Below are 22,493 nucleotides of genomic sequence, written 5' to 3' on the forward strand. Positions count from 1 at the left end.
CGCGATCTTGCGCGGCCCGGCATCTCAGTCGGGCTGCGCCTCCACCAGAAGCTCGCGGACGTTTTCCATCCCCTGCAGGATATCCAGCCGGATCGCCTCGGCCACGCTCGCGGGGTCGCCCGCCCGCATCGCCGCAAGCGCCGCCTGATGCATGTCGGGCAGGTTCGAGGTGCCAAAGCGCCCGCACATCACCCGCAAAGCCGGGGCAGACCGCAGCCAAAGCGCCTCGACCACGGGCAGGATCACCTCGGTCCCGGCCAGCGCATAAAGCGTCATGTGAAAGCGGTGGTTCTGCACCATGTAGTGCCGCGTGTTGCCCGTGGCGATCGCGGCGGTATGGGCGGCGTCGATCGCCGCCAGCGTCTCGATGTCTTGCGCCGTGGCGCGTTCGGCGCCCAGCCGCGCCAGTTCCGGTTCCAGCGCATTGCGGGCAAAGATCAGCTCGTCGACCTGCGCCACGCTGAGCACCGGCACGGTGACGCGGCGGTTGTCGTGAAACTGCAACGCCCCTTCCGAGGTCAGCCGCCGGATCGCCTCGCGCACCGGGGTCACGCCCGCATCGAGCCGCGCCACCAGCCCCTGAATGGTGACCGGATGGCCCGGCGCCAGATCGCCCGACAGGATCAGATCGCGGATGCCGCGATAGACGCTCAGATGCGCGGGTTCTTTTGCGGCAAGACTGTCCACAGGGATCCTTTCGGCGGCGGGCCGGGGCAGGATAGCGGGTTTTTGGCCCCCGCGAAAGATGATCAAATTCCGGGGACGCCGAGCCCGGCGAAAGTGGCAAGCCCGCAGGCGGCAGCCCCCGCCAGCGTCGCCAGCACGACCGAGCGGCGGGCGAACCAGACGGCCAGCACCGCGGCGGTGCCCAGCAGAAGGGGCAGGGGGGCGGTGCCCGGGTTTTGCAGCATCGGCAGCACCGAGGCGGTGAACAGCGTCGCAATCGCCGCCGGTCCGGTGGCGGCAAAGAAGCGCCGCAGCGGGCCATCGGGCCTGCCTTTGGCCAGCGGCAGTTTCGTCGGCACGACGCGAAAGGCCCAGGTGGCAAGGCCGGTCAGCGCGGCAAGGGCAAGAAGCTCGGTTCTCATGCGCGGCCTTTGTGCAAGGTTCCGGTGGCGGCGCCCGCGGCGATGCCCGCCAGGATGCCGAGCGTCGGGCTGAGCAAAAGGCTGCCCAGAACCGTCGCGCCGATCGCCACCGCGACCGGGCCCAGCTGGCGGCGGTCAAGGATTGACAGCAGCAGCGCGAGGAACAGCGCGGGCAGCATGAAGTCCAGCCCGGCATCAAGGGCGGGGAAGGCCTGCAGCGCCTCGCCCCCGGTAGCGGCGCCGACCGCCGTGCCCGCGATCCACGACAGATAGGCGCCAAGGCCAAGCCCGCCGATGAAGCCTTCGGAAAAGCGCTGCCCGCGGGCCAGTGCGCCAAGGCTGGCGCCGAAGACCTCGTCGGTCAGGCACCACCCCCAGGCCCAGGAAAACCGGGTGCTGGCGGCGGGGCCCGCCTTTTCCAGCAGCGCCGGTCCATACATGACATGGCGCAGGTTCATTGCGGCCAAGGTGGCCGCCGAGATCAGCAGCGGGGCGCCGCTGGTGACCAGCGCCAGCGCCAGGAATTGCGCCGCGCCCGCGAAGATCACGACCGAGAACATCACCGCCTCGGCCGGGCTTAACCCCGCGCGAATGGCCGCGACGCCAAACGAGAAGGCGATGGGAAAATAGCCCAGGATCAAGGGGATGGCGGCCAAAAATCCGTCGCGCAAACGGGGGGTGTCGGTCATGCGGTCCTCGCGTCATGGCGGCGTCGATCCGGCCGGACGCCCGCGGTATAAGGAACGACGGGCTGCAAATCAATCGCCTCTGCTCAGGATTTGGGCAAAGCCGGGGGCTCGCGCATTCGTGCGGCACCGTGACGGGGCGTGGTCTTGCGCCGCGGGGGCGATGCGGCCCAAGAGGGGCAAAGCCTTGAAAGGACAGCCGATGATCCTGCGCGACAAGCCCAGCCCGCTCGACCTTGCCTTCGCGCTCAAGGGCTCGATCGTGCCCGCGGTGGTGCGGCCGGTGGCGGTCGTCGCGGTGGCGGCGACGCTGCTCACGGGGCTCGGGCTGCGCTTCGAGGTGCTGCCGGTCGTCGATCCGGTGGCGGTGACGGTCTTCGGTCTCGCCTTGTCGCTGTTTCTGGGCTTTCGCAACAACGCTGCTTACGAACGCTGGTGGGAGGCGCGCAAGCTTTGGGGCGGATTGCTCTCCGATCTGCGGATGCTGGCGCGCGAGGCCGAGCTGTTCATCGCCGATCCCGTCCTGCGCGCCGCGGTGCTGCGCGATGCGCTGGCCTTTGCGCATCTGCACCGGGCGGGGCTGCGCGGGATCGCGACCGACCCCGAGGCGCTGCGCCTTGCGCCCGATCTGATCGCGGCGCCCAATCCGGCCTGTGCGGCGCTGGACCGGTTGACGGCGCGGCTGGCGGCGGCGCATCGGGCGGGGGGGATCGACGGCTTCGGGGCGCGGGCGCTGTCGCAGCGGCTGGCCGAGATCACGCTGGCGCAGGCGGGGAATGAACGCATCGCGGGCACGCCCTTGCCCTTTGTCTATTCGCTGCTGATCTATCGCACGATCTACATCTATTGCCTGCTTTTGCCGGTGGCGCTGTTCGCGGCGGCGGGCTGGCTGACGCCGGTGATCGTCGCCATCGTCGCCTATGTGTTTCTGGGGCTGGCCGAGGTCTCCGAGGAGATGTCGCATCCGTTCGGCACCTCGCCGAATGCGCTGCCTCTGGATGCGATCTGCCGCGCGATGGAGATCAGCTTGGCGGCCCATCTGGGCGAAGAGCCGCCCGCGCCGCTGGCGCCGGTGGACTATCTGCTGAGCTGAGCCCGTTCGGGCGGGGCAGGAAAGGCACTGCCTTTCCCCGCCCGCTGTGCAACGCCTGTCGCACGACCGTATCCCCCATGCGCGACAGAGGCCTGCGCTCCGCCCCGGCGGCGCGAATGCGCCCGCCATGGGCGGGGCGGGCGCAGGCCGGGGGCCTTTGGGCCCCCGGCGGTCACTGGGCTGGTGTCGCGCGTGGCCTCGGCGATGGCCTCGGCCATGGCGGGGCGGTCAAAGCCGCGCCAGTTCCGCCGCCAGATCGCCATAGCCGGTGAAGCGCCGCTCGTAACGCAGGCCAAGCCTTGCCGCACAGTCTGCGGCCTTGGCATCCAGCGCCGCATCCTCGGTCTGCGCCAGATAGACGAGCTTTTCGTAATTGCCGAACATCATCGGCACGAGGCTTGGATGCCGGTCAAAGCCCATCGGCCGCCAGACGAAGGCGTCGAACTGCCGGACCAGAAAATCGGTCAGGTAAAAGGCGGTGATTTCGCTTTCCGCATGGGCGGCGAAGCGGTCGTTGCCCTCGAAGAACGCATAGCAATGCGGCCCGGGGATCAGCGCCACGCCAAGCCGCGCACAGGCCTCGGCCAGCTGCCCGCCGGTGCCGCAATCAGCATAGACGACATGGATGCTGTCGTAATCGCGACGATGCTTCCCGACCGCCTCGATCACCGCGGCGGTGATCTTTTCCGGCCACAGATGCAGGTTCGCGGGCAGGCAGGTCAGATCCAGATGATCCCAGCCATTCGCCGCCTTCAGCGCGACGATCTCCTGCGCCAGGGCCCCGCAGGCGATCAGCAGCACCCGGCCGCGCCCGTCAGGAGGCAGCCCCGCCTCGGTCAGCCCCGCGTCCGAGATCACTCGACCCGCGCCAGCATCCGGATCAGACAGGCGCCGATCAGCGCGCCCAGACCCAGCACGGCCAGTGACAGCCCGGACTGAACCGCCAGAAAGATCGTCAGACCCGCGGCGGCGATCACCGCGAAGAGCATCATCAGAAAATGCGGAAGGGGCATCGGCTGCATCGGTCATTCTCCATTCCCTTCATATGGGGGCCGCGTGGCAAAAGAAAAGGCCCCGAACCGGGTCGGGGCCTTTCGAAATCATCGCTGGAAACGCTCAGGCGCCCATCTGCCCAGCCTCAGGCGCCCATCTGGTTGTGCTTGCGCGCCACCATCGCCTTGGCCATTTCCACCGTCACGGCGGCGTCGCGGCAATAGGCATCGGCGCCGATTGCACGCCCGAATTCCTCGTTCAAGGGCGCGCCCCCCACCAGAACGATGTAATCGTCGCGGATGCCCTTTTCCTTCAGCGTGTCGATCACGACCTTCATGTAGGGCATCGTGGTCGTCAGCAGCGCCGACATGCCGAGGATGTCGGCCTCCTCACGGGCCAGCGCGTCAAGATAATTCTCGACCGGGTTGTTGATCCCGATATCGACGACCTCGAAGCCTGCGCCCTCCATCATCATCGCGACAAGGTTCTTGCCGATGTCGTGGATGTCGCCCTTGACCGTGCCGATCACCATCTTGCCCATGCGCGGCGCACCGGTTTCCGCCAGCAGCGGCTTCAGGATCGCCATGCCGCCCTTCATCGCATTCGCGGCGAGCAGCACTTCCGGCACGAAGAGGATCCCGTCGCGGAAGTCGTTGCCGACGACGGTCATCCCCGCCACCAGCGCCTTGGTCAGGACGTCATAGGGCGTCCAGCCGCGCGCGATCAGGATGTTGACCGCCTCTTCGATCTCTTCCTTGAGGCCGTCGTAGAGGTCGTCGTGCATCTGCTGCACCAGCTCTTCGTCGTCGAGTTCCGAAAGGATGATGTCGTCTTCATCGGCCATGGCTGTCTCCTGCGCGTGCTTGCTTTTGTGATGCGGAAAAAAGGCTTCGATTACTTGCCGTTTTGCGACATGCGCCGGTCCGTCCCCGACGCAAGGGGATTCCGGGCAAAATTCGCATGGGGCGAATCTCTTGCGAAATGTTCTCATTTCGTTCTAGTTTTCGCCCATGATGCACGCTCTGCCCCTGCCGCTCGACCTGCCCCCTGCCGATCCGCGCCAGCGCCTGCGCGCGCGGGGGGCGGCTGCCAATCCGGTCGGCCGCTTCGAACCCTATGCGCGGATCGTCGAGCCTGACGGCTGGGATCTGGTCGAGGACGACAAGCTTTTGCGCACCGAGGTCAGCGTCGAGCGGCCGAAGTCGGTGATCACCAGGAACCAGAGCCCCGATGTGCCCTTCGACCGCTCGGTGAACCCCTATCGCGGCTGCGAACATGGCTGCATCTATTGCTACGCCCGCCCGACGCATGGCTTTCTGGGCCTTTCGGCCGGGCTTGATTTCGAAACCCGGCTGATTGCGAAACCCGAGGCGCCCGATCTTCTGGCACGCGCGCTGTCGAAACGCGGCTATGTGCCCGCGCCGATCGCCTTGGGCACCGCCACCGACCCCTATCAGCCGATCGAGGCGGACTGGGGCCTGACCCGCGGCCTGTTGCAGGTGCTCAGCGATTTCAACCATCCCGTGCTGCTGACCACCCGCGGCGCCGGGGTGCTGCGCGATCTTGATCTGCTGGGCTCGATGGCGAAACGCAATCTGGTGCATCTGGCGGTGTCGCTGACGACGCTCGACGAGGATCTGGCGCGCAAGCTCGAACCGCGCGCCCCTGGCCCGCAGACCCGGCTGCGGATCATCCGCGAGGCCGCCCGGGCGGGCATTCCCGTGCGCGTCATGGCCGCGCCGATCATTCCCGGCCTGACCGATGCCGCGCTCGAAGCGATCCTGACCGAGGCGCGGCGCGCAGGCGCCAAGGCGGCCGAGATGATCCCGCTGCGGCTGCCCAACGAGGTCGCGCCCCTTTTCGCCGACTGGCTGGCGCGGCATTACCCGCTGCGGGCGGAAAAGGTGCTGAACGCTATCGCGTCCTTTCGTGGTGGCAAGCTGAACGACCCGCGCTTCACCACGCGGATGGAGGGCGAGGGCACAGAGGCCGAGTTGCTGGCCCGCCGCTTCGAAGTGTCCTGCCGCCGCCTCAGCCTGGCCGCCGCGCTGCCGCCGCTGGATTGCACGCGCTTTGCCGTGCCCCCCCGCGCGGGCGAGCAGCTCGAACTGTTCTGACACCTGCGCCTCCGGCAAGGGGGGATGCGTATTTGCACCAAGAAAAAACCATCGGCTTTTTCTTGGCAAAAATACGCTCTTTTCAACGCTTTGGATCAGCCGCGACGGCGGCCCTTGCGCTCGCGGGTGGGGCCGTCATCGTCGCCGGTGCCATCCGAGACCGAGGAGAAGGCGCCCAGTTTCGCCGCGATCTCCTCAAGGCTCGGGCGGGGGCCGCGCGGCCGGGTCGAAAGCGCCTCGTGCATCGCCTGCAGATGCACCGGCATCGTGCCGCAGCAGCCGCCGATGATCGTCGCCCCGGCATCGCGCGCCAGGCAGGCGTAATCGCCCATCAGCTCCGGCGTGCCGTCGTAATGGATATGGCCGTCGTGGTATTTCGGAATGCCCGCATTGCCCTTGGCGATCAGCGGGCGTTCGGTGCCCGTCGCGACGAAACCCATCAGCGTCCGCATCAGATCCGCCGCGCCGACGCCGCAATTGGCGCCGAAGGCGAGCGGCGGGTTCGGCAGTTTTTCCACCAGCGCCGCCATCTGCGCCGAGGTGACGCCCATCATCGTGCGCCCGGCGGTGTCGAAGCTCATCGTGCCGCACCAGTCCATCCCCGCAAGGCGGGCGGCTTCGGCGGCGGCCTTGTATTCTTCGGGCGCCGAGATCGTCTCGACCCAGAGCACATCGGCGCCGCCCTCTTTCAGGCCCTCGGCCTGTTCGTGGAAGATCTCGACGGCGAGGTCATGCGTCAGCGTGCCCATCGGCGCGAAGATCTCGCCCGTCGGGCCCATCGAGCCGCAGACGGCGACCGGACGGCCCGCCTTGTCGGCAACCTCGCGGCCGATCTCGGCGGCGATGCGGTTGAGTTCGCGCACCCGGCCCTGGGCATTGTGCAGCTTCAGCCGCGCCGCATTGCCGCCGAAGCTGTTCGTCAGGAACAGGTCCGAGCCCGACTCGACCGCGAAGCCGTAGAGTTTCGCGATCCGGTCCGGGTGCTCGACGTTCCACAGTTCCGGCGGCTCGCCCGAGGACAGCCCCATGTTGAAGAGGTTGGTCCCCGTGGCCCCGTCGGCCAAGAGCCAGTCACGGGATTTCAGCAGGCGGGAAAGCGTGTTGGTCATCGGGCCTCTCCTGAACCAAGGTCGGTTTCTCCCTGCCACGGGGCGGGGAAAAGTGCAATTTCCTTTCGTTCAAGATGGTCTTGACGCGAAGACCGGGGTGGCGGCGCGCGCGGGGCCCGTGTCGATGTCGGTGTCGGTGTCGACCTCGGTCCCGGCGGCGCGGGCGGCGCCGGGCAGGGGGGCCGGGCGGTGGATGGCGCGGGCGATGTCGGCGGCGGCGAGCATCAGCGCGGCATGGTTGGGCGCGGCGATGTAGCGGGGCGAGAGCCGCGGCGCGAAGCCCATCTTGAACTGGCGCAGACCGGCCGCGCCCTTGCCCTTTTCGGCCTGCCGCCACAGCGCCGCCGCCGGTCCTTCGCTGTCCTCGGCGCGCGGCGGCAGGGCGGCCAGCGACAGCCGCCGCGCCCCGGAACGGGCCGCCTCGGCGATGGCGGTGGCGATCAGCGCCTGCATCGTGCCGTCGGGGGCCTCGGCGGCCGGGCGCATCAGATCAAGCACCCATTCCGTCGCCGTGGCGTGGAAACTGGCAAAGCCGACCAGACGCCCGGTGTCGTCGCGGGCCAGCAGAACCTGTTGCGCCGAGACGTAATCCGCGGCGAAACGGCCCATCGAGAAGCCGCGTTCGCCGCCATGCGTCGCGGCCCAGGCGCGGGCGAGCCCGGCCATTTCGTCCAGCGGCAGCAGGCCGAGGGCGCGGGTGACGCGCAGCCCGGATTTCTCGGCCTTGCGCAGCTTGCGCCGCAGCCCCGCCCGCGCCGGGGTGTTCAGATCGAAGCGGGCGGGATCAAGCCAGACCTCGGTCGCGACCGGGGCGATGACCCAGCCTGCGGCCCGGGCCTGCGCCGCGACGCGGGGGGAAATCTTGTAAAGGCAGGCCACGCGCCCCTCGGCCCGGGCCGAGCTGCGCAGCCGTTCCAGCAGCACCGGGACGGGCGCGGTGCCGAACGGGTCGAGCATCCCGGTCAGGGTCCGGGCGCCGCGCCCGACCATCCAGCCGCCGGTGCCGCAATCGCCGGGCAAAAGCCCGTGTTCGCCCTGCCGCAGCAGGCCGAGCTCTGCCTGCGGCCCCGAGAGCGCGCGGCGCAGCAGCGGCTTGGGCGCCTCGGCGGGCGTCATCACTGTGCTTTTGCGCAGCACATGCGCCGGACGCAGCGCCACCAGCGCGATCGCCGCCAGCGCGGGCAGGCCGTAATAGACGATCCGCCAGGCCAGAATCGCCGCGATCAGCTCGGGCTGGGCGGTGCCGGGCAAAAGCGTGATCAGCGTGATCTCGAACGGGCCGACGCCGCCCGGGGTGTTCGACACCAGCCCCGCGCCCTGCGCCAGCAGGAAGGCGGGATAAAGCGTCAGGAAGGAGAGCGGTTCCGAGCCGGGCAGAAGCGCCCAGAGCGCCGCGGCGGCAAAGGCGGTGTCGAGCGTCGCAAGGCCGAGGATCCGCCCCATCACCGCCAGCGGCGGCAGCCGCAGGGTGAAGCGGCCGAGCCGCAGCCCCTCGGGCAGCACGAGCGTCGCCAGCGCCAGCCCGCCGCCCAGCACAAGCCCGAGCACGGCCAGCCCCTGCACCGCCAGCACCGGCAGATGCTGGTGATCGACCGGCGCGATCAGCAGCACCGCCGCGGTCAGCACCGACCAGCCCGCCAGAAAGGTCGCGGCGACGGTGGCGGTGATCTTGCTGGCCTGCGCGAGCGAGGTGTCGGGCAGCATCCGCCAGCGCACCAGCGCCCCCGAAACCAGCCCGAATCCGATCGTCTGCGACAGCGCGATCGCGGTCCAGCCGCCGCGGCGGGCAGGACCGGGCGCGGTGCCGGTGCCAAGCGCGCGGTGGATCAGCGCGTCATATTGCGCCAGCGCCGCGAAAGAGGCGACGGTCGCCGCGATCGCCAGCGCCCAAGAGAGCGCATCGACCCGCGCCAGCGCCGCCAGAATCGCCGCCCCGTCAAGGTTGGCAAGCTTGTCGCGCAGCACCCAGAGGAACACCGCGACGAGACCAAGGCCAAGCGCCTGCCTGCGCGCAGCCGCGCCGATCCGCATGCCCTCGGGCAAGACGAGGCCACGTGCCGCGAGCGCGGCCGCAAAGGCCGTTTCCGTGTCTTTGGACATGCTGCCTCCCCGACGATGCGCAACCGGAAGGATGCGCGCCAAGGGTTAGCAAGCGGTGAAAAGTCGCAGCTTTCCCGCAGATTTGGTTGCCGGGGCTTAACCATCCGGGGGGCGGCCGCGTCAAAAACAAACACCGCGCCTTCGCGGGGAAGGGCGGTGCCAGATCCGGGGCGCCTTGCGGCGCCCGCGGCGGTCCGGTTTCAGCCTGCGCTGGCGAGCTGTTTCATCGCCTCGGCCATCGATTTTTGCAATTCGGCGCGGATCGCCGCCTCGTCGGCCTTGCCCGCCAGATCGGCGACAAGCTTGCGCACGACATCGTCCTTGCCCGCCTCTTCGAGATCGGCGGCCAGAACTTCGGCCACATAGGCGTCGAGCGCGGCCTCGGTCTTGCCCAGAAGCCCCGCCGCCCATTGCGCCAGAATCTTCACCGACCGGGCCTCGGCCTTGAAGCGCAGATCGGCATCATGCGCGAATTTCGCTTCGTAGGCATGTTCGCGATCGTCGAAAGTGGTCATGGTTCCCCCCTGGGTCAGTGTCTCGCGGCAGATATGGGTTCAACTGCGCGCGGCTGCAAGGTTTATTCCGCCCGCGCGCGGGCGGATTGCGCATCCGCCCGGCAATCACCGCGCCCGCGCGGGCGCGGTTCAGGGCGGTGCGGCAGGGGCTGCGACCGGCTTTGCCTTGCGGGATGGGCGCTCTTGCGCTAATGGGCGCGAAGGCAGTGACCGTGTGCCCCGCACGGCCACCCGTTCGATATTGGAGAGCCCATGGCACCGCGTCGCAAGAAAATCTACGAAGGCAAGGCGAAGATCCTTTACGAAGGCCCGGAGCCGGGAACGCTGGTGCAGTATTTCAAGGACGACGCGACCGCCTTCAACGCGCAGAAGAAGGCGACGATCGAGGGCAAGGGCGTGCTCAACAACCGCCTGTCGGAATTCTTCATGACCGGGCTGACGAATGTGGGCATTCCGAACCACTTCATCCGCCGTCTGAATATGCGCGAGCAGCTGATCCGGCAGGTCGAGATCGTGCCGCTCGAGGTCATCGTGCGCAACTTCGCCGCCGGGTCGATCTCGAAGCGGCTGGGCATCGAGGAGGGCACGGCGCTGCCGCGGCCGATCGTCGAATACAGCTACAAGAATGACGCGCTGGGTGATCCGCTGGTGCCCGAGGAATATATCGTCGCCTTCGGCTGGGCGAACCAGCAGGATCTGGACGATATCGTGTCGCTGGCGCTGCGGGTGAACGATTTCCTCTCGGGCGTGTTCTTCGGCGTCGGCATCAAGCTGGTCGATTTCAAGATCGAGATCGGCCGGATCTGGGATGGCGATTTCATGCGGCTGATCGTGGCGGATGAAATCAGCCCCGACAGCTGCCGTCTGTGGGATGTGAAGACGGGGCAAAAGCTCGACAAGGACGTGTTCCGCCGCGATCTGGGCTCGCTCACCGACGCCTATACCGAAGTGGCGCGGCGGCTGGGCGTGATGCCCGCCAATGCGACGCCGATGAAACCGACGCTGATCAACTGAGCGCGGGCGCAGGATTTGAGGGGCGGTCCCGCGGGGCCGCCCTTTTCCTTTGCGCCCGCCAGTCTGTGTCCGCCAGTCTGTGCCCGCGCCATGCGCCATCGCGCTTGCCCGAGGCCGGGGCTTGGGCTATCAGGGCCGAAACGGACGGGTGCGGCCACCTGTCGAGACGCCAGCCCCAAGCGAGGAGATCCCGGATGAAAGCCCGTGTGCATGTGATGCTGAAGGATGGGGTGCTCGACCCGCAGGGCGAGGCGGTGCGCCATGCGCTGGGCCATCTGGGCTTCACCGGCGTCGAGGCGGTGCGTCAGGGCAAGATGATCGAGCTGGATCTGGCCGCGACCGACCGGGCTGCGGCGGAAACCGAAGTCAAGGCGATGTGCGAGAAACTCCTCGCCAATACCGTGATCGAGAAATACACCGTCGAGATCTGCTGAGGCGGCCGGGGGCGCTGCCCCCGGACCCCCGGGATATTTGTGGCAAGATAAAGCAGGAGCCCTTTCGCGATGAAAGCCGCCGTCATCACCTTTCCGGGGTCGAACTGCGACCGTGACCTTGCCGATGCCTTCGCGAAAGCGGGCGCCGATGTGGTGCGGGTCTGGCACAAGGACACCGAAATTCCGGCGGGCACCGATGTGATCGGCGTGCCGGGGGGGTTTTCCTTTGGCGATTATCTGCGCTGCGGCGCCATCGCTTCGCGCTCGCCCATCGGGCAGGCGGTGGTCGATTTCGCGGGCCGCGGCGGCCATGTGATCGGCATCTGCAACGGCTTTCAGGTGCTGACCGAAATGGGGCTGCTGCCGGGCGCCCTGATGCGCAATGCCGGGCTGAAGTTCCGCTGCCGTCCGCAGCGGCTGAAAGTGGCCACCACGGACAGCCCCTTCACCCGCGCCTATGCGGCGGACGCCGAGGTGACCTATCCGATCGCCCATCACGACGGCAATTATGTCCTTGACGCCGAGGGGCTCGCCCGGCTTGAGGGCGAGGACCGCGTCGCCTTCCGCTACATCGACAATCCGAACGGCTCGACCGCCGACATCGCCGGGGTGCTGAGCGAAAACCGCCGCGTGCTTGGCCTGATGCCGCATCCCGAGCGGGTGGTCGAAGACGCGCAGGGCGGCACCGACGGGGCGGCGCTTTTCCGCGCGCTGGCGGGGATGCTTGCGGCGGTGTGAGCGCCGCGCCTTGTTGGGGGCGACGGCTTCGCCTAAAGTCGGGCCATGACCGCCCTTGCTCCGCGCCCCGATCTGCTTGCCGCCTCCGAGGCCCGCCGCCGCCTGCGCCGCATGGCCTATCGGGCGCTGGCCGTGCTGATGCTGCTGGCCACGGTGATCGGTGTCTGGTTCACCAACACCTGGCTGACCGAGCGGTTTACCGAAACCACCCGCATGCGCACCGAGCTGCGGCTGGCGCTTTATTCCGGCAACATCCTGTCGGAACTGCAGCGCACCTCGGTCGTGCCGCTGCTGCTCGCCCGTGACCCCGAGCTGACCAAGGCGCTGGGATCGGGGGATTTTTCCACCACCTCGGCGCTTCTGATCGCGGCGCGCGAAGAGGTGGGGGTGGCCTCGATCCGGCTTTTGGACCTGCAGGGCCGGGTGATGGGGGCGACCGACCGCAACGTGCTGGGCACCGTCTTCAACGACGCGCCGTTTTTCGTCGATGCGCAGCGCACCCGTGAGACGGTGTTCTCGGCGGTCGAGGGGGTGACGGGGGCAAGCGAATTCGTCTATTCCCGCGCCGTTCTGGCCGATGGCAAGCTGGTCGGCGTGATCGTCGTCGGCGCCGATCTGGCGCGCTATGAACGCGCCTGGGCGGGGATTTCCGATGCCGTCGCAGTGTTGGACAGCGCGGGCAAGATCGTGCTGGCGACCGAACCGCGCTGGCGGGGCTTGACGATGGACGAGGCTTTGGCGGCGCGTTCGGCCCCCTCGGCGATCGAGCGCGCGCTGCAGGCGACGGCCGATTGGGCGAATGATGCCCCCGATGCCTGGGTGCTGGGCCAGGCGGTGATGCGGACCGAGGCGCGGGTGCCGTTTCGCGGCTGGCGGATGGTGGCCTTTACGCCCTATTCCTCGGTGCGTGACCGGGTGAATGCGGTGATTGCGCTTGAAATCATGGGCTTCGCGATCCTGTTGGCGCTTGGCTTTTATCTGATTTCGCGCCGCGCCAAGGTGCAATCGGCGGTTTACCGGCGCGAGTCGGCCGAGCTGCGGGCGCTGAACGCGCGGCTTTCGCGCGAGATCGCCGAACGCGAGCGGGTGCAAAAAGACCTGTCCTTGGCCGAACAGACGCTGGAGCAAAGTTCGAAACTCGCCGTGCTGGGCGAGATGTCGGCGGCGGTCAGCCATGAACTCAATCAGCCGCTCGCGGCGATGAAGACCTATCTGGCGGGGGCGAAACTGCTGTTGCAGCGCGAACGCGTGCCCGAGGCGCTGTCTTCTTTCCAGCGCATCGACGATCTGATCGAGCGGATGGGGGCGATCACCCGGCAGCTGAAATCCTATGCGCGGAAGGGCGGCGATGCGATCGAGCCGGTCGATCTGCGCGCGGCGCTGTCCTCGGCCTTGGCGATGATGGAGCCGCAGCTGAAGGCGCGCACGGTGAAGATCGTGCGCAACCTGCCGCGCGGCGCGGTGATGGTGCAGGCCGACCGGATCCGGCTGGAACAGGTGATCATCAATCTTTTCCGCAATGCGCTGGATGCGACCAAGGGCTTGCGCGCGCCGCGCATCGAGATCACGCTGGTCTCGGAGGAGGAGGTGGCGGTGCTGACGCTGGCCGACAACGGGCCGGGGCTGACCGATCTGGAAAAGCTCTTCGAGCCGTTCTGGACGACGAAGAAACCGGGCGAGGGGACGGGGCTGGGCCTTGCGATCTCTTCCTCGATCGTGACCGATTTCGGCGGCCGGCTGACGGCCCGCAACGACGAGGGCGGCGGCGCCGTCTTCGAGATGCGGCTGCCGCGGCTGACGGCAAGCAGACAGACGCCCGCAACAGGGCGCAGGGGGACGGAGTAGATCATGGCACGGATGATGAAAGTGGCGATCGTCGATGACGAGGAAGACATCCGTCAGTCGATCGGGCAATGGCTGGCGCTTTCGGGCTTCGACACCGAGACCTTTTGCAGCGCCGAGGAAGCCCTGAAGGTGATCGGGCCCGATTGGCCCGGCGTGGTGATCTCCGACATCCGGATGCCGGGGATGGACGGGATGACCTTTCTGAAGCGGCTGATGGGGCTCGACAGCGGGCTGCCGGTGATCATGATCACCGGGCATGGCGACGTGCCGATGGCGGTCGAGGCGATGCGGCTGGGCGCCATGGATTTCATGGAAAAGCCCTTCAACCCGGACCGGATGACGGAACTGGCCAAGCGCGCGACGCAGACACGGCGGATGACGCTGGATGCCCGCGCTTTGCGCCGCGATCTGGCCGAGGGCTCGGCGGTGGTGGGCAAGCTGATCGGGGTCTCGCCCTCGATGGAGCGGCTGCGCGAGGATGTGCTGGATATCGCGCAATCGGACGGGCACGTGCTGATCGATGGCGAGACCGGCACCGGCAAGACGCTGGTCGCCCATGCGCTGCACGCCGCGGGCACGCGGGCGGGGAAGAAATTCGTCACCATCAGCTGTGCCGCCTATACCGAGGAAGCCCTGGCCGAGAAGCTTTTCGGCCCGGTGGCCGAGGGGCTGCCCTTGGTCGAGGAGGCCCGCGGCGGCACGCTGGTGTTGGAGGATATCGAGGCGCTTTCGACCGGGTTGCAGGCGCGGCTGCTGACGGTCCTGAACGAACAGGGCACGCCCGCCGAAACCCGCGTGGTGGCGATCTGCAACGCCCATGGCGAGGGGCGCACGCTCGAAGACGTTTTGCGCCCCGATCTCTTCTTCCGCCTTGCCGCGCACAAGCTGACGCTGCCGCCGCTGCGCGCGCGCGGCGAGGATGTGCTGACGCTCTTCACCCGGATGACCGAGGCTTTCGCCGATGATTACGGCTGCGAGCCGCCCGAAGTGAGCGCGCAGGAAGCGGCGCAGCTGCTGCAGGCGCCCTGGCCTGGCAATGTGCGCCAGCTGATCAATGTCGCCGAACGCGCGGTCTTGCAGGCGCGGCGCGGCTCGGGCTCGATCGCGTCCTTGCTGATGGCCGAGACCGACGAGGCCGGCACGGCGATGACGACCGAGGGCAAGCCGCTGAAGGAATATGTCGAAAGCTTCGAAAAGATGCTGATCGACAACACGATGCGCCGTCACAAGGGCTCGATTTCCGCGGTGATGGAGGAATTGTGCCTGCCGCGGCGGACCCTGAACGAGAAGATGGCGAAATACGGCCTGAGCCGCGGCGATTACACCTGAGGCGGAGAGGGGGCGCTGCCCCCTCGGCCTGCGGCCTCACCCCCGGGATATTTTCGCCAAGGTGAAAGCCATCCCGGGGTTTGCTTTCACCTTGGTGCAAATATCCTCGGGGGGTGCGGGGGGCAGACGGCCCCCCGCGGCTGCGGCATGCGTCCGGGCTGAAATCAGCATTAACCAATTCTTGACGAAAAACCGATTGTGTTTGTGTCATTTGCGTTGATATTGTCGCAGTGTCGGCAGGAGTCTTCTCCTGTCCACGGAATTCGCTGATTTCCGGGCCTGAGCCATCGCGAGCGCGGGGCGGGCCTTGGATCATCCGATTGGTCGCAAGACCGCACTCTTGCCCCCGGGGCTTCGTGTCAGGGGGGTTGCAAATCGGCGCGGGGCGACAAGCCCGGCGCTTGGGACGAACCGCGATGGGTTGCACGGCAACGGAATGGGTGATGACGGGCGGGCCGCTTTCGGCCGCCGCCGCCGATATCCGTATGGGCGCCCGAGCCTCAACGACAAACCATGCCCCGCCCGCCTTGCCCGCAAGGCCAAGGTGCGACGCGGCGTGGGGAAACAGGATTTATGGCAAAGAAGATGCTTATCGATGCCACCCACGCGGAGGAAACCCGCGTCGTGGTGGTGGACGGCAACAAGGTCGACGAGTTTGATTTTGAAACCGTCAACAAACGGCAACTGGCCGGGAATATCTATCTGGCGAAAGTGACGCGGGTGGAGCCTTCGCTCCAGGCCGCTTTTGTCGATTACGGCGGCAACCGCCACGGCTTCCTCGCCTTCGCCGAGATCCACCCGGATTACTACCAGATCCCGGTGGCCGACCGTCAGGCGCTGCTGGAAGAGGAGCGCCTGGCCGCCGAGGCCGAAGAGGCCGAGGAAAACCGCTCGCGCTCGCGCCGGTCGCGGTCGCGCTCGGGATCGTCGCGCTCGGGCGGGCAGCAGGCCCGCGCCGAGAAGGCCACGGGCAATGATGCCGTCCTGCGCTCGGAAGACATTCCGGGCATGGCGGTGATCGACGAGGCGGCGCCGGGCGAAGAGGCTGGGGCGCTTGAACCCCTTGCCGCCGAGGCCGATATCCTCGACACGGCCCCGGAACAGGGCTTTGTGCTCGAAGAGGGCGCGGCGGAGGTCGAGACCGCCGAGGAGGGCGAGGCCGAAGAGGCCGAAGCCCCGCGCGAGATCGAGGAAGACCACGATCACGAGCATGACCACGATCACCATGTCCATCCCGTCGATGACGAGATCGAATCGGTGGCCGAGGAAGACGTGGCCGAGGAAATCCATGCGCCCCGCCGTCCGCGCGCGCGGCGCTACAAGATCCAGGAAGTCATCAAGGTCCGGCAGATCATGCTGGTGCAGGTGGTCAAGGAAGAACGCGGCAACAAGGGCGCGGCGCTGACCACCTATCTCTCGCTCGCCGGTCGCTACTGCGTCTTGATGCCGAACACCGCGCGGGGCGGTGGCATCTCGCGCAAGATCACCAACGCGGCCGACCGCAAGAAGCTGAAGGAAATCGCGGGCGAAATGGAGGTGCCGCAGGGCGCCGGTCTGATCATCCGCACCGCGGGCAGCCAGCGCACCCGCACCGAGATCCGCCGCGATTATGAATACCTCATGCGGCTGTGGGAACAGATCCGCGAGCTGACCCTCAAATCGATCGCCCCCGCCCCGATCTACGAGGAAGGCGACCTGATCAAGCGCTCGATCCGCGATCTCTATTCCAAGGACATCGACGAAGTTCTGGTCGAGGGCGAGCGCGGCTATCGCGTCGCCAAGGACTTCATGAAGATGATCATGCCGTCCCACGCGAAGAACGTGAAGCATTACAACGAGCAGCTGCCGCTCTTTGCGCGCTTCCAGGTCGAGAGCTATCTGGCCTCGATGTTCAACCCGGTGGTGCAGCTGAAATCGGGCGGTTACATCGTCATCGGCGTGACCGAGGCGCTGGTCGCCATCGACGTCAACTCGGGCCGGGCCACCAAGGAAGGCTCGATCGAGGAGACCGCGCTCAAGACCAACCTTGAGGCCTCCGAGGAGATCAGCCGTCAGCTGCGGCTGCGCGACCTGGCCGGTCTGATCGTCATCGACTTCATCGACATGGAAGAGCGGAAGAACAACGCCGCCGTCGAGAAGCGTCTGAAAGAGAAGCTGAAAACCGACCGCGCGCGGATTCAGGTCGGCCGGATCTCGGGCTTTGGCCTGATGGAGATGTCGCGCCAGCGGCTGCGTCCGGGGATGCTGGAATCGACCACGCAGCCCTGCCCGCATTGCCACGGCACCGGGCTGATCCGCTCGGATGACAGCCTCGCGCTGCAGGTTCTGCGCGCCATCGAGGAAGAGGGCACGCGCAAGCGGAGCCGCGAGGTGCTGGTGAAGTGCCCGGTCGCGGTGGCCAACTATCTGATGAACGCCAAGCGCGAGCATATTGCCAGCATCGAGGCGCGCTACGGCATGGCGGTGCGGATCGAGGCCGATCCGACGCTGGTCAGCCCCGATTTCAGCATCGAGAAGTTCAAGACCGCGACCCGGATCGTGCCCGAGGTGCATAGCGCCGCGGTGCATGCCAGCGCCGAGCTGATGGCCGAGATCGACGAGGAAGAGATCGTCGAGGAGGAAGAGGACGAGGTCGAAGAGGCCGCGCCCGCGGTGGCTGTGGCCGCGACGGGCGAGCCGGGCGAAGGCTCGCCGAAGAAAAAGAAACGTCGCCGTCGGCGGCGGAAGAAAAACGGCGCTCCGGGCGGGACCGATCTGGCGGCCGAGGGCGACGAGGGGGATGACGGCGAGGACGACGGCGAGGACGAGGGCGACGACGCCTCGGACGAGGAAGCCGCCGAAGACGCCGCCCGCGCCGCGGCTGCGGCCGAGCTGGCCGATGTGAGCCTGCCGGTGCTGGACGCCGAAGCGGAGGTGCAGGCTCCCGTGGCCGAAGCGGCCGCCGCGCCGGAAGCCGCGCCCGAAGAGCCGGCGCCGAAGCCGAGCCGGTCGCGGTCGCGGTCGAGCAAGGCGAAGAAAGAGGCCGAGGCCGTCGACGGCGTGGAAGCGCCGGTGAAGAAGACCCGGACCCGCACCACTTCGAAGGCGAAGAAGGAAGCCGAGGCGGCCGCGGCGGCAGCTGCAGCCGCAGCGGAAGCCCCGGTTGCCGAGGCTGCGCCCGAAGCTGTCGAAGCGCCCGAAGCCTTGGCGCCGGTCGTCGCGCCGGTGAGCGAAGCCGCGCCCGAGAGCGTGGTCGAGAGCTTGGTCGAAACCGAAACGGCGCCGCAACCCGAGGTTGCGCCGCAACCCGAACCGGTGGCGGAAGCGGCCGCGGAAGTCGCGGTCGACTCCGAGCCGGAGGCCGAGAACGATCCGGACTCGCCCGAAGATCAGAAGCCGAAGAAACGCGGCTGGTGGTCGCTGGGCTGAGCCCAGCCGAACGGAAAACGGAAACGCCGGGCCTTGGCCCGGCGTTTTGCATTTGTGGCTCAGGTGTGGGGCCGCTCAGTTCTAGGGATCGGGCCGGTCCGGGCCGCGTGCGACAGTATAGATCAGCACGCCCGCGACCTCCCGGGCCGAGACGAGGCGATGGCCGGATTGGGCGCAGAAATGCGGCACGTCGATCCAGCTGGCGCGGTCGGTTGCCTGGATCTCGACCACCGCCCCCTCGGGCAGACCGCGCAGGGCCTTGGCCAGCCGCAGCACCGGCAGCGGGCACAAAAGGCCGCGCAGATCGAGCGAAAGGGCAGGGGGCGTCGTCATGAGGCGGGCCTAACGCCCGGGCGCGGCCCTGTCCACGGCAATGTGAGCCGTGCCCCGGTGACGCCGGGCCGCAGCCCTGCTAAAAGGATGCATGACGCCGACCGACCTGATCTTCGACGCGGGCTTTCTGACCGCCGCGGCCACCGCCTTCGCCGCGGGGTTCCTGTCTTTCCTCAGCCCCTGCGTGCTGCCGATCGTGCCGCCCTATCTGGCCTATATGGGCGGGGTGACGGTCAGCGACATGGGGACGGGGCGGCCTTCGGCGCGGGGGCGGGTGCTGCTGGCGGCGCTGTTCTTCGTGCTGGGCCTGTCGACCGTGTTCCTGATGATGGGGCTTGGGGCCTCGGCGCTGGGGCAGGCCTTGGGCGCCTGGAAGGACACGCTGGCCAGGGTCTCGGGCCTGGTCGTGATGATCTTTGGCGCGCATTTCATCGGTGTCTATCGAATCGGCTTTCTTGACCGCGAGATGCGCTTTGACACCGGCGATCAGGGCGGCTCGGCGCTTGGCGCCTATCTGCTGGGCCTGGCCTTCGCCTTCGGCTGGACGCCCTGCCTTGGCCCGGTGCTGGGCACGATCGCCTCGATGGCGATGGTCGAGGGCACGATCGGCCGCGGCATGGCGCTGCTGTCCGCCTATGCGGCGGGGCTTGGCCTGCCTTTCCTGATCGTCGCCGCGTTCTTCCCCAGCCTGGGCGGGGCGCTGGCCTTCATGCGCCGCAACATGGGCCGGATCGAGAAGATCTCGGGCCTGCTGCTCTGGACGATCGGGCTGATGATGCTGACCGGGCAGCTGTCGGATCTGTCGTTCTGGCTGCTTGACACCTTCCCGGCGCTGGCCGAGCTGGGCTGAGCCCGGCGGGTTCCCGCGGGCGGCCCGGGCTAAACAGGAACTTGCTTTGACCCGATCTGTGCCCCGCGCTATAGGGGCGGCAACGGGCCAGATGGCCTTTGGGGGTGCTCCTTGATCCGCTTCGTCCTGTCTTCGCTTGGGGGGATCTTCTCCTGGATCGTCACCGCGCTTTTCTTTGTCGCGCTGACCATCGGCGGCATCTTCTACATGTATTCGCGCAACCTGCCGAGCCATGAGCAGCTGGCGCAATACAGCCCGAAGACGATCAGCCGGATCTATTCCGGCGAGGGCCGGTTGATCGACGAATTCGCCCAGGAGCGCCGGATTTTCGTGCCGATCCAGGACATTCCCGACATCGTCAAGGAAGCCTTCGTTTCGGCCGAGGACCAGAATTTCTACATCCACAAGGGCTATGATGCCCAAGGCATGGTTTCGGCGCTTTATGCGGCGGTGAAATCGGGCGGGCGCGACATGCGCGGGGCCTCGACGATCACGCAGCAGGTGATGAAGAACTTCCTGCTCGACGGCTCCCGCTCGGCCGAGCGCAAGATCAAGGAACTGATCCTCGCCTCGCGCGTCGAGCAGGCCTTGTCCAAGGACCGCATCCTCGAGCTTTACCTGAACGAGATCTTCCTTGGGCAAAACTCTTATGGCGTCGCCGCGGCGGCGCAGACCTATTTCAACAAGCCCCTGACCGCGCTGACGATTTCCGAGGCGGCCTATCTGGCGGCGCTGCCGAAGAAACCGGCCGAGCTGCATCCGGTGCGCAACTACGAAGAGGCGCGGCTGCGGCGCAACTACGTGCTTCGGCGGCTGTTCGAGGACGGCCATATCACGAAAGCGCAGATGGAGGCCGAACAGGCGACCGAGCTGCGCACGGTGCAGCGCGGCGATTACGAGACCTTCCGGCAGGCGCTGCCGCCGCGCGACTATTTCACCGACGAGATCCGCCGCCAGCTCTCGAAAAGCTTCGGGCAGGATGAATTCTTCGGCGGCGGTCTGACGATCCGGGCGACGGTCGATCCGAAGCTGCAACGCCAGGCGGCGAAGGCGCTGCAGGAGGCGCTTGAGAAATACGACCGCGGCCAGGGGATCTGGCGCGGCACCGGGGTGAGGATTGCCGCCGACCAGCTGGGTGACGAGGCGGGCTGGCGCGCGGCGCTGGCCGCGGTGCCGACCGACAAGGCACCGCGCGATGTCGAGGGCTGGCATGTGGCGGTGGTGCTGGAGCTGACCGACAAGGAGGCCCGCATCGGCATCGAGGGCGTGGAGGAAGACGCCGACGGCCACTGGATCCCGGCCAATGACGTGACCTGGGCGCGCAAGCGGCTGGCGGATGGCAAGCTGGGGGTGCGCGCGAAACGGGCCTCGGATCTGGTCGATGTGGGCGATGTCGTGCTGGTGCGCGCGGTGACGAAGGACGCGGATGGCAGTTTCCAGCGCTGGTCGCTGCGGCAGGTGCCGATCGTTGGCGGCGCATTCGTCGCGATGGACGTGCATACCGGGCGCGTGCTGGCGATGCAGGGCGGCTTTTCCTATCAGGCCTCGGTCTTCAACCGCGCGACGCAGGCGATGCGGCAGCCGGGCTCGAACTTCAAGCCCTTCGTCTATGCGGCGGCGCTGGACAGCGGCTTCAGCCCCGAGACGATCGTCGTCGACGCGCCGATCGAGGTCGATACGCCGCAGGGCCTGTGGCGGCCGAAGAATGCCTCGAACAAATACTATGGCCCGACGCCGTTGCGCACCGGGCTGGAGCAGTCGCGCAACCTGATGACGGTGCGGATCGCGCAGGAAGTCGGCATGGATGTCGTCGCGGGCTATGCCGAACGGTTCGGGGTCTATGATCCGATGGGACAGTTTCTGGCCAATTCGCTCGGCTCGCAGGAAACCACGATGTACAAGCTGATTTCGGCCTATGCGATGTTCGCCAATGGCGGGCAAAGGGTGGAGCCGACGCTGGTCGACCGGGTGCAGGACCGCTGGGGCCGCACGATCTATCGCCATGATGCGGCGACGACCTGCCCGGATTGCGGCACGCCGGAGCTGGCTGCGGGGCTGGGGCCGCGGGTGCGCGCCGACCGTGAACAGGTGATCAATGCGATCACCGCCTATCAGATGATCTCGCTGATGGAAGGCGCGGTGAAACGCGGCACCGGGACCGGGGTGAACCTGCCGGTGCCGGTGGCGGGCAAGACCGGGACGACGAATGACGCCAAGGACGTGTGGTTCACCGGCTTCACCTCGAACATCGTCGCATCCTGCTACATGGGCTATGACCAGCCGCGCACGCTGGGGCCGGGGGCCTATGGCGGCACGCTCTGCGTGCCGGTGTTCAACGATTTCATGCAGGAAGCGGTGAAGGATTACGGCGGCGCGGCCTTCAAGGTGCCGCCGGGGGGCTATTGGCAGAAATACAACCGCTTCACCGGCGAGAAACTGCCCGACGACGCCACCGGCGATTTCGTGCAGGCGGAATATCTGCGCGAGGGGCAGGAGATGCTCTCGCTGGGGCAGATCGTCGATGGCGGTTTCGCGATGGGTGAAAACTTGCCGCTGTTCGCGCAGGGCGAGACTGACACCGACACGACGGCGGTGACGACCTCGACCGGGGAACAGCGGGTGATCCCGAAGAAGGCGACGTTCGGATCTTTGTCCGCCGGCGGTCTTTACTGAGGGATTTCGCCGAGGCGATGCCTCGGCGACCCGCCGGGGGCTCCGCCCCCGGACCCCCGGGATATTTGGACCAAGGCGAAAGCAGCCGGGGCGGCTGGTGATCCGGGTCCCCGCATGCGCGCCCCGGCTTTTTCTTGGCGCAAATACGCCGGGGGTGCGGGGGCGGAG

20 protein-coding genes are annotated in these 22,493 nt (G+C 67.5%); 10 read left to right on the forward strand and 10 right to left on the reverse strand.

Annotation, left to right across the window (positions count from 1 at the left end):
- Positions 1–24 precede the first annotated feature (24 nt).
- From LY44_RS12835 to LY44_RS12845, 3 genes are all read right to left on the reverse strand, one after another.
- Positions 25–687, reverse strand: coding sequence for a GntR family transcriptional regulator (locus LY44_RS12835; protein WP_055212894.1), 663 nt, complete (start codon positions 685–687; stop codon positions 25–27).
- 62 nt (positions 688–749) lie between these two features.
- A complete protein-coding gene (locus tag LY44_RS12840) occupies positions 750–1,088 on the reverse strand; it encodes an AzlD domain-containing protein (RefSeq protein WP_055212846.1) in 339 nt (112 codons plus the stop codon).
- Positions 1,085–1,777: an AzlC family ABC transporter permease gene (locus tag LY44_RS12845; RefSeq protein WP_055212847.1), complete on the reverse strand. Its 693-nt coding sequence runs from the start codon at positions 1,775–1,777 to the stop codon at positions 1,085–1,087. Before LY44_RS12845 ends, LY44_RS12840 begins: the two co-directional genes overlap by 4 nt.
- 199 nt (positions 1,778–1,976) lie before the next feature.
- Here LY44_RS12845 and LY44_RS12850 point away from each other — a divergent pair, with 199 nt between their 5' ends.
- Complete coding sequence (locus LY44_RS12850; protein ID WP_055212848.1) at positions 1,977–2,867, forward strand: bestrophin family protein; 891 nt, start codon at positions 1,977–1,979, stop codon at positions 2,865–2,867.
- A gap of 228 nt (positions 2,868–3,095) precedes the next feature.
- Here the strand turns inward: LY44_RS12850 and LY44_RS12855 are convergent, their stop codons facing one another.
- The 3 genes from LY44_RS12855 to LY44_RS12860 form a co-directional block, all read right to left on the reverse strand.
- A complete protein-coding gene (locus tag LY44_RS12855) occupies positions 3,096–3,725 on the reverse strand; it encodes a DUF1638 domain-containing protein (protein ID WP_055212849.1) in 630 nt (209 codons plus the stop codon).
- On the reverse strand, positions 3,722–3,889 hold the full coding sequence (locus LY44_RS17990) for a hypothetical protein (protein WP_160320058.1): 168 nt from the start codon (positions 3,887–3,889) through the stop codon (positions 3,722–3,724). Before LY44_RS17990 ends, LY44_RS12855 begins: the two co-directional genes overlap by 4 nt.
- 116 nt (positions 3,890–4,005) lie before the next feature.
- Complete coding sequence (locus LY44_RS12860) at positions 4,006–4,704, reverse strand: corrinoid protein (RefSeq protein WP_055212850.1); 699 nt, start codon at positions 4,702–4,704, stop codon at positions 4,006–4,008.
- A 166-nt stretch (positions 4,705–4,870) separates the two neighbouring features.
- On the opposite strand from LY44_RS12860, the gene LY44_RS12865 reads away from it, so the two are divergent.
- Positions 4,871–5,977, forward strand: a complete 1,107-nt coding sequence (locus tag LY44_RS12865) for a PA0069 family radical SAM protein (protein WP_055212851.1) — start codon at positions 4,871–4,873, stop codon at positions 5,975–5,977.
- A 95-nt stretch (positions 5,978–6,072) separates the two neighbouring features.
- On the opposite strand, the gene bmt is transcribed toward LY44_RS12865, so the two are convergent.
- The 3 genes from bmt to LY44_RS12880 all read right to left on the reverse strand — a co-directional run bounded on the left by bmt (position 6,073) and on the right by LY44_RS12880 (position 9,701).
- Positions 6,073–7,086 (reverse strand): betaine--homocysteine S-methyltransferase, encoded by a 1,014-nt coding sequence (bmt, locus tag LY44_RS12870; protein WP_055212852.1) that lies wholly within the window; start codon positions 7,084–7,086, stop codon positions 6,073–6,075.
- A 69-nt stretch (positions 7,087–7,155) separates the two neighbouring features.
- Positions 7,156–9,186 (reverse strand): phosphatidylglycerol lysyltransferase domain-containing protein, encoded by a 2,031-nt coding sequence (locus LY44_RS12875; protein ID WP_055212853.1) that lies wholly within the window; start codon positions 9,184–9,186, stop codon positions 7,156–7,158.
- A 200-nt stretch (positions 9,187–9,386) separates the two neighbouring features.
- Complete coding sequence (locus LY44_RS12880) at positions 9,387–9,701, reverse strand: DUF1476 domain-containing protein (RefSeq protein ID WP_055256469.1); 315 nt, start codon at positions 9,699–9,701, stop codon at positions 9,387–9,389.
- A gap of 252 nt (positions 9,702–9,953) precedes the next feature.
- Here LY44_RS12880 and purC point away from each other — a divergent pair, with 252 nt between their 5' ends.
- The 6 genes from purC to LY44_RS12910 all read left to right on the forward strand — a co-directional run bounded on the left by purC (position 9,954) and on the right by LY44_RS12910 (position 18,469).
- Positions 9,954–10,715: a phosphoribosylaminoimidazolesuccinocarboxamide synthase gene (gene purC, locus LY44_RS12885; RefSeq protein ID WP_055212855.1), complete on the forward strand. Its 762-nt coding sequence runs from the start codon at positions 9,954–9,956 to the stop codon at positions 10,713–10,715.
- 194 nt (positions 10,716–10,909) lie between these two features.
- The gene (gene purS / locus LY44_RS12890; RefSeq protein ID WP_055212856.1) at positions 10,910–11,149 is read left to right on the forward strand and encodes a phosphoribosylformylglycinamidine synthase subunit PurS; all 240 of its coding nucleotides are present in this window, start codon (positions 10,910–10,912) and stop codon (positions 11,147–11,149) included.
- 69 nt (positions 11,150–11,218) lie between these two features.
- Entirely contained in the window at positions 11,219–11,887 is a 669-nt protein-coding gene (gene purQ, locus LY44_RS12895; protein WP_055212857.1) for a phosphoribosylformylglycinamidine synthase subunit PurQ, read from the forward strand.
- A gap of 111 nt (positions 11,888–11,998) precedes the next feature.
- Positions 11,999–13,732 carry a sensor histidine kinase gene (locus LY44_RS12900; protein WP_065118431.1) on the forward strand — a complete coding sequence of 578 codons (1,734 nt, stop codon included), beginning with the start codon at positions 11,999–12,001 and terminating at the stop codon, positions 13,730–13,732.
- Positions 13,733–13,735: 3 nt separating this feature from the next.
- On the forward strand, positions 13,736–15,061 hold the full coding sequence (locus LY44_RS12905; RefSeq protein WP_055212858.1) for a sigma-54-dependent transcriptional regulator: 1,326 nt from the start codon (positions 13,736–13,738) through the stop codon (positions 15,059–15,061).
- 573 nt (positions 15,062–15,634) lie between these two features.
- Positions 15,635–18,469: an Rne/Rng family ribonuclease gene (locus tag LY44_RS12910; RefSeq protein ID WP_055212859.1), complete on the forward strand. Its 2,835-nt coding sequence runs from the start codon at positions 15,635–15,637 to the stop codon at positions 18,467–18,469.
- An 81-nt stretch (positions 18,470–18,550) separates the two neighbouring features.
- Here LY44_RS12910 and LY44_RS12915 read toward each other — a convergent pair whose 3' ends face one another.
- A complete protein-coding gene (locus LY44_RS12915; protein ID WP_055212860.1) occupies positions 18,551–18,802 on the reverse strand; it encodes a sulfurtransferase TusA family protein in 252 nt (83 codons plus the stop codon).
- A gap of 91 nt (positions 18,803–18,893) precedes the next feature.
- Between LY44_RS12915 and LY44_RS12920 the strand changes: the two genes are divergently transcribed.
- Together LY44_RS12920 and LY44_RS12925 are read left to right on the forward strand one after the other, a co-directional pair.
- Positions 18,894–19,652, forward strand: a complete 759-nt coding sequence (locus LY44_RS12920) for a cytochrome c biogenesis CcdA family protein (protein WP_055212861.1) — start codon at positions 18,894–18,896, stop codon at positions 19,650–19,652.
- A 111-nt stretch (positions 19,653–19,763) separates the two neighbouring features.
- On the forward strand, positions 19,764–22,325 hold the full coding sequence (locus tag LY44_RS12925) for a penicillin-binding protein 1A (RefSeq protein ID WP_055212862.1): 2,562 nt from the start codon (positions 19,764–19,766) through the stop codon (positions 22,323–22,325).
- Positions 22,326–22,493: the final 168 nt, after the last annotated feature.

It is taken from the genome of Rhodobacter capsulatus (assembly GCF_003254295.1).
In the GTDB taxonomy this organism is placed as follows: Bacteria; Pseudomonadota; Alphaproteobacteria; order Rhodobacterales; family Rhodobacteraceae; genus Rhodobacter; species Rhodobacter capsulatus.